The organism is Streptomyces sp. NBC_00122 (assembly GCF_045160845.1).
Lineage (GTDB): Bacteria > Actinomycetota > Actinomycetes > Streptomycetales > Streptomycetaceae > Streptomyces.
This window is the reverse complement of record NZ_CP108192.1, coordinates 88,451-106,059: the sequence shown is the minus strand read 5'-3', so window position 1 is coordinate 106,059 and position 17,609 is coordinate 88,451. Positions and strand designations below refer to the sequence as shown.

The 17,609-nt window shown below is 73.7% G+C and carries 9 protein-coding genes; 7 read left to right on the top strand and 2 right to left on the bottom strand.

Annotated features, from left to right (window positions below):
- The first annotated feature begins 12 nt into the window (after positions 1 to 12).
- From OG737_RS34480 to OG737_RS34470, 3 genes are read left to right on the top strand one after another with little or no spacing between them, the layout of a single operon-like run.
- A complete protein-coding gene (locus OG737_RS34480) occupies positions 13 to 10,257 on the top strand; it encodes an amino acid adenylation domain-containing protein (protein WP_331723493.1) in 10,245 nt (3,414 codons plus the stop codon).
- A gap of 34 nt (positions 10,258 to 10,291) precedes the next feature.
- Complete coding sequence (locus tag OG737_RS34475) at positions 10,292 to 11,308, top strand: ATP-binding cassette domain-containing protein (protein ID WP_328930648.1); 1,017 nt, start codon at positions 10,292 to 10,294, stop codon at positions 11,306 to 11,308.
- Positions 11,305 to 12,099 (top strand): ABC transporter permease, encoded by a 795-nt coding sequence (locus tag OG737_RS34470; protein ID WP_328930647.1) that lies wholly within the window; start codon positions 11,305 to 11,307, stop codon positions 12,097 to 12,099. The genes OG737_RS34475 and OG737_RS34470 overlap by 4 nt, the downstream gene beginning before the upstream one ends.
- Before the next feature lie 69 nt (positions 12,100 to 12,168).
- On the opposite strand, the gene OG737_RS34465 is transcribed toward OG737_RS34470, so the two are convergent.
- The gene (locus OG737_RS34465; RefSeq protein WP_328930646.1) at positions 12,169 to 14,127 is read right to left on the bottom strand and encodes an AarF/UbiB family protein; all 1,959 of its coding nucleotides are present in this window, start codon (positions 14,125 to 14,127) and stop codon (positions 12,169 to 12,171) included.
- Positions 14,124 to 14,666, bottom strand: coding sequence for a hypothetical protein (locus OG737_RS34460; RefSeq protein WP_328930645.1), 543 nt, complete (start codon positions 14,664 to 14,666; stop codon positions 14,124 to 14,126). Before OG737_RS34460 ends, OG737_RS34465 begins: the two co-directional genes overlap by 4 nt.
- 213 nt (positions 14,667 to 14,879) lie before the next feature.
- Here OG737_RS34460 and OG737_RS34455 point away from each other — a divergent pair, with 213 nt between their 5' ends.
- From OG737_RS34455 to OG737_RS34440, 4 genes are read left to right on the top strand one after another with little or no spacing between them, the layout of a single operon-like run.
- Positions 14,880 to 14,999 (top strand): keywimysin-related RiPP, encoded by a 120-nt coding sequence (locus OG737_RS34455; RefSeq protein WP_328930644.1) that lies wholly within the window; start codon positions 14,880 to 14,882, stop codon positions 14,997 to 14,999.
- A 29-nt stretch (positions 15,000 to 15,028) separates the two neighbouring features.
- Positions 15,029 to 16,855: an asparagine synthase-related protein gene (locus OG737_RS34450; RefSeq protein ID WP_328930643.1), complete on the top strand. Its 1,827-nt coding sequence runs from the start codon at positions 15,029 to 15,031 to the stop codon at positions 16,853 to 16,855.
- Entirely contained in the window at positions 16,852 to 17,109 is a 258-nt protein-coding gene (locus tag OG737_RS34445; RefSeq protein ID WP_328930642.1) for a lasso peptide biosynthesis PqqD family chaperone, read from the top strand. Before OG737_RS34450 ends, OG737_RS34445 begins: the two co-directional genes overlap by 4 nt.
- On the top strand, positions 17,106 to 17,567 hold the full coding sequence (locus OG737_RS34440) for a lasso peptide biosynthesis B2 protein (protein ID WP_328930641.1): 462 nt from the start codon (positions 17,106 to 17,108) through the stop codon (positions 17,565 to 17,567). The genes OG737_RS34445 and OG737_RS34440 overlap by 4 nt, the downstream gene beginning before the upstream one ends.
- Positions 17,568 to 17,609 lie beyond the last annotated feature (42 nt).

Below are 17,609 nucleotides of genomic sequence, written 5' to 3'. Positions count from 1 at the left end.
GAGAGAAGCGACATGACCAAGCAGAAGCCGCGCCTGGAGGGCATCCTCCCGCTCTCCCCGCTCCAGCAGGGCCTGCTGTTCCACGCGCAGTACGACGAGCAGGGCCCCGACGTCTACACCATGCAGTTCGTCCTCGACATCGAGGGCGGGGTCGACGTCGGGCACCTGCGCTCGGCCTGTGCCGCCCTGCTGCGCCGGCACTCGGGGCTGCGGGCCTCGTTCCGCCACCGCAAGAACGGCGAGCCGGTCCAGCTCATCCCCTTCGAGGTGGCCCTCGACTTCACCGTCACCGACCTGACCGGGCGACCAGCCGACGAGCGGGCCGCGGCGGCCGGGGAGATCGCCGCCGCCGACCGCGCGCGCCGCTTCGACCTGGCGCGCCCGCCGCTGATCCGCTTCACCCTCGTGGAGCTGGGCGGGGGCCGCTTCCAGTTCCTCGTCACCGCCCACCACATCCTGCTCGACGGCTGGTCCCGGGCCCTGCTCATCGGGGAGCTCTTCGAGCTGTACGGGCTCGTGCGGTCCGGCTCAGACGAGCGGGCGCTGCCCGCCGTGACTCCGTACCGCGACTACCTCGCCTGGGTGGCCGCCCAGGACCGCACCGCCGCCGAGGAGGCCTGGCGCCGTGCTCTGGACGGCGTGGAGGAGCCGACCCTGCTCGCCGCCCCCGACGCGGGCCGCGAACCGCTCGCCCCCACGCTGACCCGCGTGGAGCTGCCCGCCGCGGCGACCGCGGAGCTGATCCGCTGGGCGCGCGGGCGCGGCATCACCGTCAACACCGTCGTGCAGGCCGCCTGGGCGGTCGTCCTGGGGCGGCTGACCGGCCGCGACGACGTCGTGTTCGGCGGCACCGTCTCCGGCCGTCCCCCGCAGCTGCCCGGCGTCGAGTCCATGATCGGCCTGTTCATCAACACCCTGCCGGTCCGGGTCGCCCTGGACCCGGCCGAGCCGGTCGGCGCCCTCCTGGAGCGCCTCCAGGACCAGCAGGCGGCACTGATGGACCACCAGTTCCTGGGCCTGGGCGACATCCAGCGCCTCACCCCGGCCGACGGCGAACTCTTCGACACCCTCCTGGTGTTCGAGAACTACCCGGTCGACACCGAGGGCCTGCGCCGCTCCGCCGGCGGCCTCGGCGTGGTCGACGGCCGCAGCCACGAGGGCACCCACTATCCGTTGAGCCTGCTGGTGAACGCCGACGAGACCCTCGCCCTGGAACTCAGCCACCGCGCCGACCTCCTCGACACCGCCGCCGCCGAGGCCGTCGGCGCCCGTGTGCTGCGCCTGCTCGCCGCCCTGCCCGGCGCCGAGGACACCCCCGTCGGCCGGCTCGACCTGCTCACCGGCGACGAGCGCGACCGCGTCCTCGGCACCTGGAACGACACCGCCCACGAGGGCCCGCTGCTCCCGCTGCCCGCACTCTTCCGGCAGACCGCCGACCGCCACCCCGACGCCGTCGCCGTCGAGTACGCCGACACCGCGCTGACCTACCGCGAGCTCGACGCCCGCGCCAACCGCCTGGCCCGCCTGCTCATCGCCCGCGGCGCCGGCCCCGAGCGGACCGTCGCCCTGGCCCTGCCCCGCTCGGTCGACCTCGTCGTCGCCCTGTGGGCCGTACTGAAGTCCGGCGCCGCCTACCTGCCCGTCGACGCCGGATACCCGGCCGACCGCATCGTGCACATGCTCGGCGATGCCCGGCCCGCCCTCGTCGTCACCGACCGGGCCACCCGGCCGGGCATCGCGGCCGCGGCGGGCGACGGCGCCGCCACCCCGCTCCTGCTCCTGGACGACGAGGCCACGGCCGCCGAACTCGCGGCCTCGGCCGACGGCGAGATCATCGACGCCGAGCGCACCGCGCCGCTGACCCCGCTCACCCCCGCGTACGTCATCTACACCTCCGGCTCCACCGGCCGTCCCAAGGGCGTCGCGATGCCCGGCGCGCCGCTCGCCAACCTGATCGGCTGGCACGAGGAGGAGCTCCCCGGCGGACCGGGCGTGCGCACCGCCCAGTTCACCGCCATCAGCTTCGACGTCTCTGCCCAGGAGATCCTCTCCACCACCCTCTCGGGCCGCACCCTGGTCATCCCCGACGAGGACACCCGCCGCGACCCGGCCGCCTTCGTCCACTGGCTCGCCGCGCAGCGCATCAACGAGGTGTACGCGCCCAACCTGGTCATCGACGCCCTCTGCGAGGAAGCCGTCGGCCAGGGCCTGGACCTCCCGGAGCTGCGCCACCTCGCCCAGGCCGGCGAGGCCCTCGTCCTGAGCAAGCGGATCCGCGACTTCCACCACGGCACCGGCCGTGTCCTGCACAACCACTACGGGCCCACCGAGACCCACGTGGTCACCGCCGCCACGCTCCCCGCCGACACCGACGACTGGCCGGCCCGCCCCACCATCGGCCGCCCCATCCGGGGCACCCGCACCTACGTGCTCGACAGCGCGCTGCGCCCGGTCCAGCCCGGCGTCCCCGGCGAGCTCTACCTCGCGGGCGCGGGCCTGGCCCGCGGCTACCTGGGCCGCCCCGGCCTGACCGCCGAGCGATTCGTGGCCGACCCCTACGGCCCGTCCGGCACCCGCATGTACCGCACCGGCGACGTGGTCCGCTGGACCGCCGACGGCGAACTCGACTACCTCGGCCGCTCCGACCACCAGGTCAAGATCCGCGGCTTCCGCATCGAACTCGGCGAGATCGAGGCCGCGCTCACCACCCACCCCGAGATCGCGCAGGCCGCCGTCATCGCCCGCGAGGACCGCCCCGGCATCAAGACCATCGCCGCCTACCTGGTCCCCGCCGACGGCCGTACGGTGCCCGCCGCCGACGAACTGCGGGCCCACCTCGACGGCACCCTGCCCGACTACATGGTGCCCTCCGCCTACGTCGCCCTGCCCGAGCTTCCGCTCACCCCGAACCGCAAGCTCGACCGCCGCGCCCTGCCCGCCCCCGACGGTGCGGCGGCCGCCGGCCGCGCCCCGCGCACCGTCCGCGAGATCCGGCTGTGCGACCTGTTCGCCGCGGTGCTGGGCCTGGAGCAGGTCTCCGTCGACGACAGCTTCTTCGACCTCGGCGGGCACTCCCTGCTCGCCACCCGCCTGGTCAGCCGCATCCGGGCCGACCTCGGCGCGGAGATCTCCGTCCGCACCCTCTTCGAGGCTCCCACCGTCGTCGCACTGGACGCGCGGATCGCCGCCGCCGGCCGTGCCCGCCAGGCCCTGACCGCCAGGCCGCGCCCCGAGGCGGTGCCGCTTTCGCCCGCCCAGCGGCGGCTGTGGTTCCTCGGCCGCTTCGAGGACGCCGGAGGCAATTACAACCTGCCCATGGCCGTGCGGATCTCCGGCGAGCTGAGCGTCCCCGCCCTGCGCGCCGCGCTCGCCGACGTCGTGGCCCGCCACGAGGCGCTGCGCACCGTCTTCCCCGACACCGACGGCCGCCCCCGCCAGTACGTGCTCGACCCCGCCGACGCCGTCCCCGCCCTGCCGGTCATCGGCGTCGCCGACGACGAGCTGGACCGGGCCCTGGCCGCCGCCTCCGGCAAGGAGTTCGACCTCACCCGGGACCTCCCGCTGCGCGCCCGGCTCTTCGCGCTCGGGGGGACCGAGTACGTCCTGCTGCTCGTCGTCCACCACATCGCCGCCGACGGCTGGTCCATGGCGCCGCTGGCCCGCGACCTCGGCGAGGCGTACCGCGCCCGCCGCGCCCGGCAGGCCCCCGACCGGGAGCCGCTGCCCGTCCAGTACGCCGACTACACGCTGTGGCGCGAGGAGGTCCTCGGCGACGAGCACACCGCCGGCAGCGAACTCGCCCGCCAGATCGACTTCTGGCGCACCACCCTCGCGGACCTCCCCGAGGAGCTGGCGCTGCCCGCCGACCGCCCCCGCCCCGCCGAGACGAGCTACCGCGGCGACACCGTGGACCTCACCATCGACGCCGCCACCCACCTGGCGCTCGCCGGCCTCGCCCGCGACTCCGGCGCCAGCGTCTTCATGGCCGCCCAGGCCGCGCTGGCCGCCCTGCTGCACCGCCTCGGCGCCGGCGAGGACATCCCCCTGGGCACCCCGGTCGCCGGTCGCACCGACCAGGCGCTGGACGAACTCGTCGGCTTCTTCGTCAACACCCTGGTGCTGCGCACCGACGTCTCCGGCGACCCCACCTTCCGCGAACTCCTCGCCCGGGTACGGGAGTCCGACCTCGCCGCGTACGCCCACCAGGACGTCCCCTTCGAGCAACTGGTCGAGATCCTCAACCCCGGACGCTCCCTGGCCCGGCACCCGCTGTTCCAGGTCATGCTGTCCTTCCAGAACAACGCCGAGGCCGCGCTCGACCTCGACGGGGCCCGCACCGCGGCGCGGCCCGTGGGCCTGAAGACCTCCAACTTCGACCTGTCGGTCGTCCTCGCCGAACGCTTCACCGCCGACGGCACCCCCGACGGCATCGAAGGCGGCATCGAGTTCGCCACCGACCTGTTCGACCGCGAGAGCGCCCAGGCGCTCGCCGACCGCCTGGTCCGCCTGGTCGCCGACCTCGTCGCCGCCCCCGACCGGGCCCTGTCCACCGTGGACGTCCTCACCGCCGGGGAACGCCACCAGGTCCTCGAGACCTGGAACGACACCACCCGGGAACACCCCACCGGCACCCTGCACCGGCTCTTCGAGGCGCAGGCCGCCCGTACGCCCGACGCCACCGCCCTGGTCTTCCGCGACGTCCGCCTGAGCTACGCCGCCCTCAACGCCTGGGCCAACCGCCTCGCCCGCCAGCTCGTCGCGGACGGCGTCCGCCCCGAACAGGCCGTCGCCGTACGGCTGCCGCGCTCCGCCGAGCACATCGTGGCGCTGCTCGCCGTCATGAAGGCCGGCGCCGTGTACGTGCCCGTCGACCCGGCCTACCCGGCCGAGCGCATCGCGTACGTCCTCGAGGACGCCCGGCCCGTCGCCGAACTGGCCTCCGTCGCCGACCTGTACGCCCTCGACCGCGACCGCACCTGGCCGGACCACGACCTCGGTCCCGACGAGGCGCCGGGCGCCGGACACCCCGACAACGCCGCGTACGTCATCTACACCTCCGGCTCCACCGGCCGCCCCAAGGGCGTCACCGTCCAGCACCGCAGCGTCGTCAACCTCTTCCACGACCACTTCGGCCGGCTGTACGCCGACGTGATCGCCGCCGCCGACGAGCGGCGCCTCAAAGTCGCCCTCGCCGCCTCGTTCTCCTTCGACGCCGCCGTCGACCCGCTCCTGTGGATGCTCGCCGGCCACGAACTGCACATCCTGGACGACGAGGCCCGTCAGGACCCCGCCGCCCTGCTCGCCTACGCCCGCCGGGTCGGCGGCATCGACCACTTCGACACCACCCCCGGCCACTTCCAGCAGCTCCACGAACTGGGTCTGACCACGGACGAGAGCATCCGCCCGCTGCTGGTCAGCCTCGGCGGCGAGGCGCTCGGCGAGGCCCTGCGCGGCGAACTCGCCCGCACCCCGGGCCTGGTGGCGTACAACCTGTACGGCCCCACCGAGACCACCGTCGACGCCCTCGGCCAGCGCGTCACCGACAGCGACCGCGTCCGGGTCGGCCGCCCGCTCGACAACTACCGCGCCTACGTCCTCGACACCGCCCTGCGCCCCGTACCGCCCGGCGTCGCCGGCGAGCTGTACCTCGCCGGCGCCGGCCTGGCCCGCGGCTACCTGCGCCGCCCGGGCATGACCGCCGAGCGCTTCGTGGCCGACCCGTACGGCGTGAGCGGCACCCGCATGTACCGCACCGGCGACCGGGCCCGCTGGACCCGCGACGGCCGCATCGACTGCCTCGGCCGAGCCGACGACCAGGTGAAGATCCGCGGCTTCCGCATCGAGCTCGGCGAGATCGAGTCCGCCCTGGAGACCCACCACGGCGTCGCCCAGGCCGCCGTCGTCGTCCGCGAGGACCGCCCCGGCATCCAGGAACTCGTCGCCTACCTCGTCGCGGCCCAGGGCGGCGCCGCCCCCGAGTCCGAGCAGCTCCGCAAGGCCCTCGGCGAGCGGCTGCCCGACTACATGGTCCCCACCGCGTACGTCGCCCTGCCCAAGCTGCCGCTGACCGTCAACGGCAAGCTCGACCGCAAGGCCCTGCCCGCGCCCGGACCGCGCACCGGCCCCGGGGGCCGCACCCCGCGCACCGCGCCGGAGAAGGCCCTGTGCGAGATCTACGCCGAGATCCTGGGCCTGGAGCAGGTCTCCATCGACGACAGCTTCTTCGACCTCGGCGGCCACTCGCTCCTCGCGATCCGCGTCACCGGCCGCATCCGCTCCCGTCTCGGCGCGGAGGTCGCCGTCCGCACCCTCTTCGAGGCGCCGACGGTGGCCGCGCTCGCCGAGCGCCTCGGCGAGGAGGGAACCGGCCGCGCCGCCCTGACCGTACGGGAGCGCCCCGCCGAGATCCCGCTGTCGCCCGCCCAGCGGCGGCTGTGGTTCCTCGACCGCTTCGAGGGGCCCAGCGCGACCTACAACATGCCGCTCGCCGTCCGCCTCACCGGCGCCCTCGACGCGGGAGCCCTCGAAGCCGCACTCGGCGACGTCGTGGCCCGCCACGAGAGCCTGCGCACGGTCTTCCCCGACACCGACGGCCGCCCGCACCAGCGGATCCTGCCGCCCGAGGAAGCCCGCCCGGTCCTGGCGAAGGCGCCGTACGACGCCGAGGCGCTGGCCGCCGAGGTCTCCCGGGGCTTCGACCTGGCCGCCGACCTGCCCGTGCGCGCCCACCTGTTCACGGTGGACGCGACCACGCACGTCCTGCTGGTCGTCGTGCACCACATCGCGGGCGACGGCTGGTCCATGGGCCCGCTGGCCCGCGACCTCGGCGAAGCGTACGCCGCCCGCACGGCGGGCTCGGCTCCGTCCCGGGCGCCGCTGCCGGTCCAGTACGCGGACTACACGCTGTGGCAGCGGGAGGTCCTCGGTGACGAGGACGACCCGGTGAGCGAGCTGTCCCGGCAGGTCGACTATTGGCGCGAGGCCCTGGCCGGCCTGCCCGAGGAGCTGAGCCTGCCCGCGGACCGCCCGCGCCCGGCCCGGATGAGCTACCGCGGTGACACCGTCCCCTTCCTGGTCTCCCAGGCCACCCGCGCCCGCCTGGACGAGCTGGCCCGCACCACGGGCACGAGCCTGTTCATGGTGGTCCAGGCGGCCCTGGCGACCCTGCTGCACCGCCTGGGCGGCGGGACCGACATCCCGATCGGCTCCCCGATCGCGGGCCGCGGCGACGAGGCCCTCGACGACCTCGTCGGCTTCTTCGTCAACACCCTGGTCCTGCGCACGGACGTGTCGGGCGAGCCGACCTTCCGTGAGCTGGTGGGACGGGTCCGGGAGACGGACCTGGCGGCGTACGCGAACCAGGACGTGCCCTTCGAGCGGCTGGTGGAGGTGCTCAACCCCGAGCGGTCCATGGCCCGCCACCCGCTCTTCCAGGTGATGCTCGCCTTCCAGAACACCGGCGAGGCCACCTTGGACCTCGGGGACCTGGGCATCGCCCCGGAGCGGATCGGCTTCGACGCGGCGAAGTTCGACCTGACCTTCCAGCTGGCGGAGGCCCAGTCGGGTCTGGAAGGCAGCGTCGAGTACGCGGTCGACCTGCTCGACCGGGTGACGGCGCAGGCGCTGGCGGGGCGTCTGGTGGCGGTCCTGGACGCGGTCGCGGCCGATCCGGAGGTCCGGGTCGGGGCGCTGCAGGTCCTGACCGGGGCCGAACGCGGCCGGGTGCTGGGGGAGTGGGCGGGTGCCGCGGACGCGGCGGCGCCGGTCACGTTCCACGGTCTGTTCGAAGCCGCGGTGGACGCGACGCCGGACGCTCCGGCGGTCGTCTCGGGCGACGTCGTGCTGTCGTACGCGGAGCTGGAGGCGCGGGCGAACCGGCTGGCGCACTGGCTGTCGGGTCAGGGCGTGGGGCCGGAGCAGGTGGTGGCGCTGGTGCTGCCGCGTTCGGTGGACATCGTGATCGCGCAGCTGGCGGTGCTGAAGGCGGGCGGCGCGTACCTTCCGGTCGACCCGGACTACCCGGCCGAGCGCGTCTCGTACATGCTCGACGACGCTCGCCCGGTGCTCGTCCTGAGCGAACTGCCGGTGCCGGGGGAGGAGCCCGTCTCCCGCCCGCAGACCGCGGTGGCGCCGCAGAACCCGGCGTACGTGATCTACACCTCGGGTTCGACGGGTCGCCCGAAGGGTGTCGTCGTCTCCCACGCGGGTCTGGCGAGCTTCGCGGCGGCGGAGGTCGAGCGGTTCGCGGTGGATGCCGACAGCCGGGTGCTGCAGTTCGCTTCGCCGAGTTTCGACGCTTCGGTGCTGGAGCTGGTGATGATCTTCGCCGCGGGTGCCGCGCTGGTGGTGCCGCCGACGGGTCCGCTGGCCGGTGAGGTGCTGGCCGAGGTGCTGACCGCCGAGCGGATCACGCACGCCCTGATCCCGCCGGCCGCGCTCGCCAGCGTCCCGGCGGCCGAGTACGCGCACTTGCGTTCGCTCGTCGTGGGCGGTGACGCCACGTCCGCCGAGCTGGTCGACCGCTGGGCCCCGGGACGGCGGATGGTCAACGCCTACGGCCCGACCGAGTCCACGGTCATGGCCACCACCTCGACGCCGCTCACCGCCGGCTCCGGCGTGCCGGCCATCGGCACCCCCGTCCCCGGCACCCGCACCTACGTGCTCGACGCCGCCCTGCGCCCGGTCGCCCCGGGCGTGGCCGGCGAGCTGTACATCGCGGGCGCCGGCCTGGCACGCGGCTACCTGGGCCGCCCCGGCCTGACGGCCGAGCGGTTCCTTGCCGACCCGTACGGTGCGCCGGGCACGCGGATGTACCGGACCGGTGACGTGGCGCGGTGGACGCGGGACGGCGAACTGGAGTACCTGGGCCGGTCCGACGACCAGGTCAAGGTGCGCGGCTTCCGGATCGAGCTCGGTGAGATCGAGACGGCCCTGGCCACGCACCCCTCGGTCGCGCAGAACGCCGTGATCGTCCGCGAGGACAGCCCGGGCATCAAGCGCCTGGTGGCCTACGTGGTCCCGGCCGAGGGCGCCACCCCGGACCCCGCCGCGCTGCGCGCCCACATCGGCGCGGCCCTGCCCGACTACATGGTCCCGGCCGCGTTCGTCTCCCTCGACGCCCTCCCGCTCACCGTCAACGGCAAGCTCGACCGCAAGCAGCTCCCGGCACCCGGCGCCGACACCGCGGTCGGCGGCCGCGGTCCGCGCTCGGCCCAGGAGGAGGTCCTCTGCGGCCTGTTCGCGCAGGTGCTGGGGGTCGACCGGGTCGGCATCGACGACAGCTTCTTCGAACTGGGCGGCGACAGCATCACGTCCATCCAGCTGGTCAGCCGCATCCGCTCCGTCCTCGGCGTCAAGCTCAGCAACCGCGGCATCTTCGAGACCCCGACCGTCGCCCGGCTCATCGACAAGCTCGGCACGGGCCAGGACGGCGACGGCTTCGAGGTGCTGCTGCCGCTGCGCACGGGCGGCGAGCGGCCCCCCCTGTTCTGCGTCCACGGCGCGGGCGGCCTCAGCTGGCCGTATTCGACCCTGCTGGCGCACATCGCGGCCGATTACCCCGTCTACGGCCTTCAGGCGCGCGGTCTGAACGGTGAGGGTCCGATCGCCACCGGTGTCACGGAGATGGCGGCGGACTACGTCGAGCAGATCCGCTCGGTCCAGCCCGCCGGCCCCTACCACCTCATCGGCTGGTCCTTCGGCGGCCTCGTCGCCCACGAGATCGCCACGCAGCTCACCGAGGCGGGGGAGCGGGTGGCCCTGCTGGCCAACCTCGACCAGACCCCGTACGACGAGTCCTGGAAGGACGACGACTACACCCTGCCCACGGAGCGGGACGTCCTGGAGACCCTCCTGGACTTCGTCGGATACGACCTCGCCGAGCTGCGCGCCCAGCCCCTGGACCACCAGCGGGCGATGGAGCTGATCCGGGGCCGGGACAGCGCGCTCGGCAGCCTGGAGGAACACCACATCTCGGCCTTCGTGAAGGTCGGCATCAACAACCACGTGCTCAGCGCCGCCTACCGGCCGCGCCGCTTCGACGGCGAGCTGCTGCTCTTCGTCTCCACGGCCGGCACGGACGACCCGGCGGCCAAGACGGTGGACTCCGTCGCCGCCTGGGAGCCGTACGTGGCCGGCACCATCACCACCCACCCGGTGCACGCGCACCACGGACACCTGCTCCAGCCGCAGCCGGCGGCCGAGATCGGCCGGGTCGTCCTCGACAAGCTCGCCGGCCAGCTGACCTCCGTCAACTGACCCCCGCACGACCAGACGTAAAGGAGTGGCCGTCATGGAAACGGCAATCTCGGCGGAGGGCCTCCGCAAGCGCTACGGCGACCACCAGGCGCTGAACGGCATCGACCTCGAAGTGCCCGCGGGCACCATCCTGGGCGTACTCGGTCCCAACGGTGCGGGCAAAACCACCACCGTGCGCATCCTGGCGACCCTGCTGGACCCGGACGAGGGCCGCGCCACCGTGGCGGGCTACGACCTGGCCACGCAGGCCAAGCTGATCCGCGCCAACGTGGGTCTCACCGGCCAGTACGCGGCCGTCGACGAGCGGCTCACCGGCCGGGAGAACCTCCAGCTCATAGGCACCCTGTTGCGCCTGGGCCGCAAGGGCGCGCGGGCCCGCGCCGACGAACTCCTGGAGAAGTTCGGCCTGGTGGACGCCGCCGACCGCATGGCCAAGACGTACTCGGGCGGCATGCGCCGCCGCCTCGACCTTGCCGCCAGCCTCGTGGCCCGCCCACCCGTGCTCTTCCTGGACGAGCCCACCACGGGTCTGGACCTCACGAGCCGGCTCGCCCTCTGGGAGATGATCAAGGAGCAGGTGGACGGCGGTGTGACCGTGCTGCTGACCACCCAGTACCTGGAGGAGGCCGACCAGCTCGCCGACCGGATCGCGGTCATCGACAAGGGCGTGGTCATCGCCGACGGCACCCCCGACGAGCTCAAGCGCAAGGTCGGCGGCGAGCGCCTGGAGGTCTCGGTCGCCTCGGTCGCCGACCTGGCCGCCGCGACCCGGGTGCTGGCCGACGTCTCCCCGGGCGAGCCCGTCGTCGACCGCGCGGCCCGCACCGTCTCGGTGCCGCTGACCGGCGGGGTGAACACCATCGCCGCCGCCGCGTCGGGCCTGGAGCGCCTGGGCATCGAGCCGCAGGACTTCGCCGTTCGCCGCTCCTCGCTCGACGACGTCTTCCTCTCCCTCACCGGCCAGAAGGGCGGCGGCCGCGCCGCGGAGGCCGAGGACGGCAACACGCACACGGACACGGACACGGACACGAAGGAGATGCAGGCGGCATGACCGAGGTGATCAGCGACTCGTTCGCACTCGCGGGCCGCCAGATGCGGCACATCCGGCGGATGCCGGAGCAGCTCCTCGGCATCACCATCATGCCGGTGGCGTTCGTGCTCGTCTTCGGCTACCTCTTCGGCAGCGCCATGCAGGCGCCGGGCCAGGGCGGCTACAAGGAATACATCATGGCCGGCATCTTCGCGCAGGTGATGCTCGCCAACCTCACCACCACGGCGATCGGTGTGGTCGAGGACCTCAACAACGGCCTGGTGGACCGCTTCCGCGCGCTGCCCATCTCCCGCTCCTCGGTCCTTCTCGGCCGGACCACCGCCGACCTCGTCCTCGTCGGCTGGACCAGCGCCGTGATGGCCGTCGTCGGCTACTTCATGGGCTGGCGTGCGCACAACGGCGTGCTCCAGACGCTCGCCGGCTTCGGGCTGCTGCTCCTGATGGGCTTCGCGATGTCCTGGCTGGGCGCCCTGGTGGGCCTGAGCCTGCGCAGCCCGGAGGCGGTCAGCGCGCTCTCCGGTGTGGTGATGATGCCGCTGGCCTTCCTCTCCAACGCCTTCGTGCCGCCGGAAGGCCTGCCCGGCTGGATGCGCGTGGTCGTCGAGTGGAACCCGGTCAGTGCGGTGGTCTCCGCCGCCCGCGACCTGTTCGGCAACGAGCGCGGCCCCTCCAGCGGCGCCTTCCCCTCCGAACACCCCGTCACCGCCGCGCTCGTGGTGCTGCTCGTCCTGCTTGCGGTGGTCGTGCCGCTCGCCGGCCGGGCGTACCAGCGGGCCGCCGCCAAGCGCTGAACACCCCGTACGCGCGACGGGGCCCGGCCCCCTCGGGAGGAGCCGGGCCCCGTCGGCCCCACCGCACGGTCAGCGTCTGTGCCCGGGCCCGATCATCATGAACAGCACCCGCAGGACCAGCACCGAGCTGATCACCAGCAGGTTGTAGCCGAACAGCTCGAACAGCCCGAGGCCCTCGCTGAGCATCGGGCCGCCGCTGATGCGCAGCAGCTGTACGCCGACCAGGCCGATGACCCCGCCCAGGAAGGCCAGCAGCACCTCGTGTACGAGCGAGCGCAGGAACCGGCGGTCGTTCGGGTCGGCGAACATCCGTACGCCGACCGTGAGCTGGCCGTTCTCCACGGCCGAGCCGATGCGCTCGATGCGGCGCGGGAGCCTGCGCAGCATCGGCACCAGCCCCAGCAGCTCCTCGGTCAGCGAACGACCGAGCGCCTCCGGCTTCAGCTTGCGCAGGTGCTGGGTGACGGCGAAGGAGCGGGCCTCGGTGACGATGTCGAAGCCGGGCACCAGCCGGTCCAGTGAGCCCTCCATCGTGGCCAGCGCCCGGAAGACGGCAGCTATCTCCGGCGGCACGCTGATCCCGTGCCGGGAGACGATCGAGAAGAGGTCGGCGAACATCTCCCGGTCCGGCTTGATGCCGGGCGCGAAGTGCCGGGCCAGGAACTGCCCCAGGGCCCGCTCCAGTTTCCGCTCGTCTATGTGCTCCGGATGCACGACCAGGGCGATCAGCGCGTCGCACAGGCCGGCCGGGTCGCCGCGGTGCAGGGCCAGCAGCATCCCGCGCAGGGTCGCCCGCAGCGACCGGTCGATGCGGCCCACCGAACCGAAGTCGAGCATGCCGAGCTGCCCGTCGTCGAGCAGCAGCAGATTGCCGGGGTGCGGATCGGCGTGGAACACCCCCGTCGTCATGATCTGCCCCAGCAGGCACTCCAGCATCGCGGTGGCCAGCGCCTTCCGGTCCAGGCCCCGTTCGTCCAGCACCCGCGAGACGCTGTGCAGCGGTATGCCGGACATCCACTCGGTGACCAGGACGCGCTTGCCGGTGAGCTTCTCGTGCACCTCGGGCACCCGGATCACCGAGCCGCCGCCGGCCTCCTCGATGGCCGCCGCCACGGACAGGGTGTTGCGGGCCTCGATGCGGAAGTCGAGCTCCTCCTGGACCGACACGGCGAAGCCCTGGGCCAGCGCCAGCGCGCCGACGCTGCGCCCCCACTCCGTGTGCTGCTCCAGCCGGGCCGCGAACCGGTACAGGATGTCCAGGTCGTCCACGACGATGTCGCGGGCGCTCGGCCGCTGCACCTTCACCGCGACCTGCCGACCGTCCTGCAGCCGCGCCCGGTGCACCTGGGCGATCGAACCCGCCGCGAGCGGCTTCGGGTCGAACTCGGCGAACACCTCGTCCGGCGGCGCCCCCAGCTCCTCGTGCAGCACCTGCTCGACCGCCTCCCACGGCTCGGGCGACGCCTGGTCCTGCAGGGTGCTCAGCTCCGCGATGAACTCCGCCGGCAGCAGGTCGTACCGGGTGGACATCACCTGCCCCAGCTTGACGAAGGTGACCCCGGCCTCCTCCAGCGCCAGCCGCAGCGAGGGGGCCAGTACGGCGCGTTCGGCGGCCGCGCCCGGACCGCGCCGCGATCTGCCGCTGAGGAACCGGCCCAGACCGTGCCGTACGAAGATCCGGCTGAGCCGGACGTAGCGCCGGGTCCGGGCGAACTGGCGGCGCAGCGAACCCGGCAGCCGCACCAGCCCGCGCACCGCGCCCGAGGGAACCAGCACTTCGGTGGCCGCCAGGAACAGCATGGCGACCACCAGCGACACCCCGATCTCCAGGGTGATCAGCGCCAGCGGCTGCACGTTCCGCAGCGGATAACTGACCAGCGTGCCGGAAGCGAGCCCGACGCAGCCCGTGATCACCGCGCGCCCCTTGCCCAGCCGGACGCCGAGCAGCCGCCTGGCCCCGGAGGCGAGCCCGGCGACGAAGACGGTCAGGGAGAGCGCGGCCAGCAGGACGAGGACGGCCGTGTTCATCGCTGCCGTCGGCGCCGCAGGGCGTACGAGAGCGTCACCAGCGCCAGCAGCGGCCCCCACAGCAGCAGCGGCGCGTACAGCCAGCCCATGACGGCTCGGTGAGTGCCCGTCAGGTTGCCGTCGTCGACGGTGTCCCAGAGCATCAGCTGGCTGACCGTCACCGCGGTCATCACCAATGCCCCGAGCAGCGCCGCGGTCACGGCCGCCCCGGTGCGCACCGGGCGTCCGCCGATGAACGGCAGCCGGCGCGGCGCCACCAGCCCCCAGTCCCGCACCAGACCGAGCGTCAGCAGTGCCGCGCCCTCCTGCGCCAGCGAGATCGCCGGCAGGATCAGATACCCGGTGCCGGGCAGCCCGTAGTCGGTGCGCAGCACCTCCTCGCTGAACCCGACGGGGACGCCGACGGTCATGGCCAGGCGCCACAGGGTGGACGGCAACGCGATCAGGGGGACGGCATGGGCGGCCCAGACCGCCCACCTCGGTGGCGGCGGCGTGGCCAGGGCCGCCGAACGGGCCGGGGAGCTGACGTGTGTCGTCATGTCTGTAAGGCTGCCAATCTGATCGTAACGTGCGCAACCGGACCCGGAATTCTATGGAACGAAGCGGTCCATTCCCCCCCGCGCTGTCAGCTTGCTGCCACCACGGCCCGAACCGGACAAGTGCGTTGAGTTGGCGGTCTCCCGCTGTGAAGGTTTTGGGGCAAGCACAAAGGCTGCCGGAATTGTTTCCGGCCCACCGAAAGGAAAAAGGTCATGATGAAGAAGGCTTACACAGCCCCCGTTTTCGCCGCCGCCGGCTCCTTCCGCGCCGACACCGGAATGGGTCTCCCGGTCGGCAGCTGGGACTGGAACCACCGCGGCGGCTGGTTCTAAATTTCCGGTTCTCTGCGCAGGAGCTGACAATGCCGGACCGCGGCGCACCGTTCTTCTTCGTATTCCCTGACAACGAGGCGGGGTCCGCCGCGGCCCGGCACCTGCGCGAGGACGTGCCCGGCCTGTCGTCCGCGGCCCATGCCTCCGGGCGGGACTGGATCGTCGGCCGGTGGGAGCCGGCCGATCTCCTCGTGGCGCGGGCGGGCCGTAACGCCATCGCCCTGATCGGCACCTTCTCGCAGTCCGCCGCCGGCGCGCTCACGCGCCGCGCCGGCGTCCTGCGCGACCCCGCCGAGCTGGACGACCTGGCGCTCACCCTGTCCGGCCAGTTCCACCTGCTCGCCTCCGTGGACGGAGCCCTGCGCGTACAGGGTTCCGCGTACGGAGCCCGGCGCGTCTTCCACACCCGCACCGGCGGGACCCTGGTGGCCGGCGACCGGGCCGCCGAACTGGCCCGGCTGGCGGGCCTGGAACCCGACCCGGCCGCCGTGGCGCTCCGCCTTCTGGGCGCGGCGCCCGCCCCGCTCGACGAGCGCCCGATGTGGTCGGCCGTCACCGCCGTCCCTCCGGGCGCGGCCCTGCTGGCCTCCCCCGACGGCGTCTTGTCCGAGCGGCGCTGGCACCGGCCACCGGAGCCCGTCACACCTCTGGACCGCGGCGCCGCCGCCGTCCGGGATGCACTGCTGGACGCGGTGGAGGTCCGTACCGCCCCCGGCGGGCTGATCAGCTCCGACCTCTCCGGCGGCCTGGACTCCACCACCGTGTGCTTCCTCGCCGCCCGTGACTCCCGCGCACGGCTCATCGCGGCCACCTCCACCGGCGACGAGGCCTTCAACGAGGACGGCCGGTGGGCACGCTGGGCCGCCGAGGACCTGCCCGGTGTCGAGCACTACATCCTGCCCAACGAGGAACTGCCGAAGTTCTACGACGGGTTCGACGACCCGGGCCTGAGGCTCGACGCCCCCACCCCGCTGGTCGCCTCCCGCCGCCGCGTGACCGTCCTCACCGCCAAGATGGCCGCCCGCGGCTCCCGGCTCCACCTGACCGGGAACGGCGGGGACAACCTGTTCGTCGGTCTCCCCCACCACCTGCACACACTTCTCGTCCGCCACCCGCTGCCCGCCCTGCGCCGCCTCAGCGGCTTCCGCGCGCTGCTCTCCTGGCCGCTGGCCCCCGTCGCCCGCCAGCTCGCCGACCGCCGCGGCTACCGTGCGGCCCTGGCGGCCGTTTCACTGCGCGACGTACCCGAGCCGGTGCCCGGCAGTCCGGCTCTCGGCTGGCTGGGGCAGCCCTCCGTGGCCTCCTGGCTGACCGAGGACTGCCTGCGCCTGCTGGAGCGGGAGCTGGCCGCCGCCGCCCCCACCGCCGTGCCGTACGGGCGAACGCCCGGCCGCCACACGGAACTGGCGGCCCTGCGCGGGCTGGTCCGCGGCAACCAGGACATCGAGGACGCTGGCCGGGCGGCCGGAGTGCCGATGTCCGCCCCCTTCCTGGACGACCGGGTGGTGGACGCGGCCTTCTCGGTCCGCGCCCTGGACCGGGTCGACCCCTGGGCGTACAAGCCGCTGCTGGTCCGCGCGATGGACGGGCTAGTGCCCCGCCGCTCCCTCTCCCGCACCACCAAGGGCGAGGGCACCCAGGACGTGGCAGCCGGCCTCTACCGCAACCGCGAGGCGCTGACCGGACTGTGGGAGGACAGCATGCTCGGCCGCGCCGGCCTCGTGGACGAGGCCGAGCTGCGCCGCCTGTGCGCCGTGCCCTCCTCACCGCAGCTGCGCGACGACCGCTTCCTGTCCACCCTCGCCGCCGAGATGTGGCTGCGTACGACCGTGAACGCCCAAGGAGCCCTGGCATGAAACTCGTCCACCGCGAGTACCTCAAGCTCGCCACCACCGAGTACGGCGCCGTGCTGCTCGACACCAAGTCGGGCGCCTACTGGGAGCTGAACCCCACCTCCGCGACGATCGTGGGCGCCCTGCTCGACGGCGGGCAGGCCGAGGACGCCACCCGCCGCCTCACCGAGGAGTACGACGTCGACGCGGAACGCGCCGCGGCGGACGTCCACGCGGTGCTGGCGGCCATGGCCGAGGCGGGAGTGGTGGCGGCGTGAGCGTCACCACCGCCCTGCCGGCCGACCGCGGCAGCTTCCCGCTGCGCCGTCGGCTGGCGGCCCGTACGGCGGTCGGAGCCGCCCGGCTGCTCGCCCGCCTCGCCCCGCACCGGCTCGAACGGGCCCTGACCCGGCTCGCGCGCGGCGCGGTCCCGGCGACCGAGGCGCAGGCGACGCGGGCGCGGGAACTGGTGCTGACCTCCAGCCTGCGGATGAACGGGCAGCGCAGCTGTCTGCCCCGGTCCGTGGCCGTCGCGCTGACCTGCCGGCTGGGCGGCACCTGGCCCACGTGGTGCGTGGGCACGCTGATGATCCCGCCGTTCAGCCCCCACGCGTGGGTGGAGGCCGAAGGCAGGCTCATCGGTGAGAAGGGTGATCACGCGAACTGGGCGCGGCTGATCTCGGTGGCCGCGCCGGGCCCGGTCACCGGAAGCCGCGCCGCCGGTTCCACCCGCTGAAGGCGCCGCGCAGCCGACCGTCGAAACGGCAGGTCCGGTTCC

Bases quoted from the DNA above. Each gene is read 5' to 3' on its own strand.
- OG737_RS34480 (WP_331723493.1), top strand. From the start codon at position 13: ATGACCAAGCAGAAGCCGCGCCTGGAGGGCATCCTCCCGCTCTCCCCG.
- OG737_RS34460 (WP_328930645.1), bottom strand. From the start codon at position 14,666: ATGACGACACACGTCAGCTCCCCGGCCCGTTCGGCGGCCCTGGCCACG.
- OG737_RS34475 (WP_328930648.1), top strand. From the start codon at position 10,292: ATGGAAACGGCAATCTCGGCGGAGGGCCTCCGCAAGCGCTACGGCGAC.
- OG737_RS34470 (WP_328930647.1), top strand. From the start codon at position 11,305: ATGACCGAGGTGATCAGCGACTCGTTCGCACTCGCGGGCCGCCAGATG.
- OG737_RS34455 (WP_328930644.1), top strand. From the start codon at position 14,880: ATGATGAAGAAGGCTTACACAGCCCCCGTTTTCGCCGCCGCCGGCTCC.
- OG737_RS34445 (WP_328930642.1), top strand. From the start codon at position 16,852: ATGAAACTCGTCCACCGCGAGTACCTCAAGCTCGCCACCACCGAGTAC.
- OG737_RS34465 (WP_328930646.1), bottom strand. From the start codon at position 14,127: ATGAACACGGCCGTCCTCGTCCTGCTGGCCGCGCTCTCCCTGACCGTC.
- OG737_RS34450 (WP_328930643.1), top strand. From the start codon at position 15,029: ATGCCGGACCGCGGCGCACCGTTCTTCTTCGTATTCCCTGACAACGAG.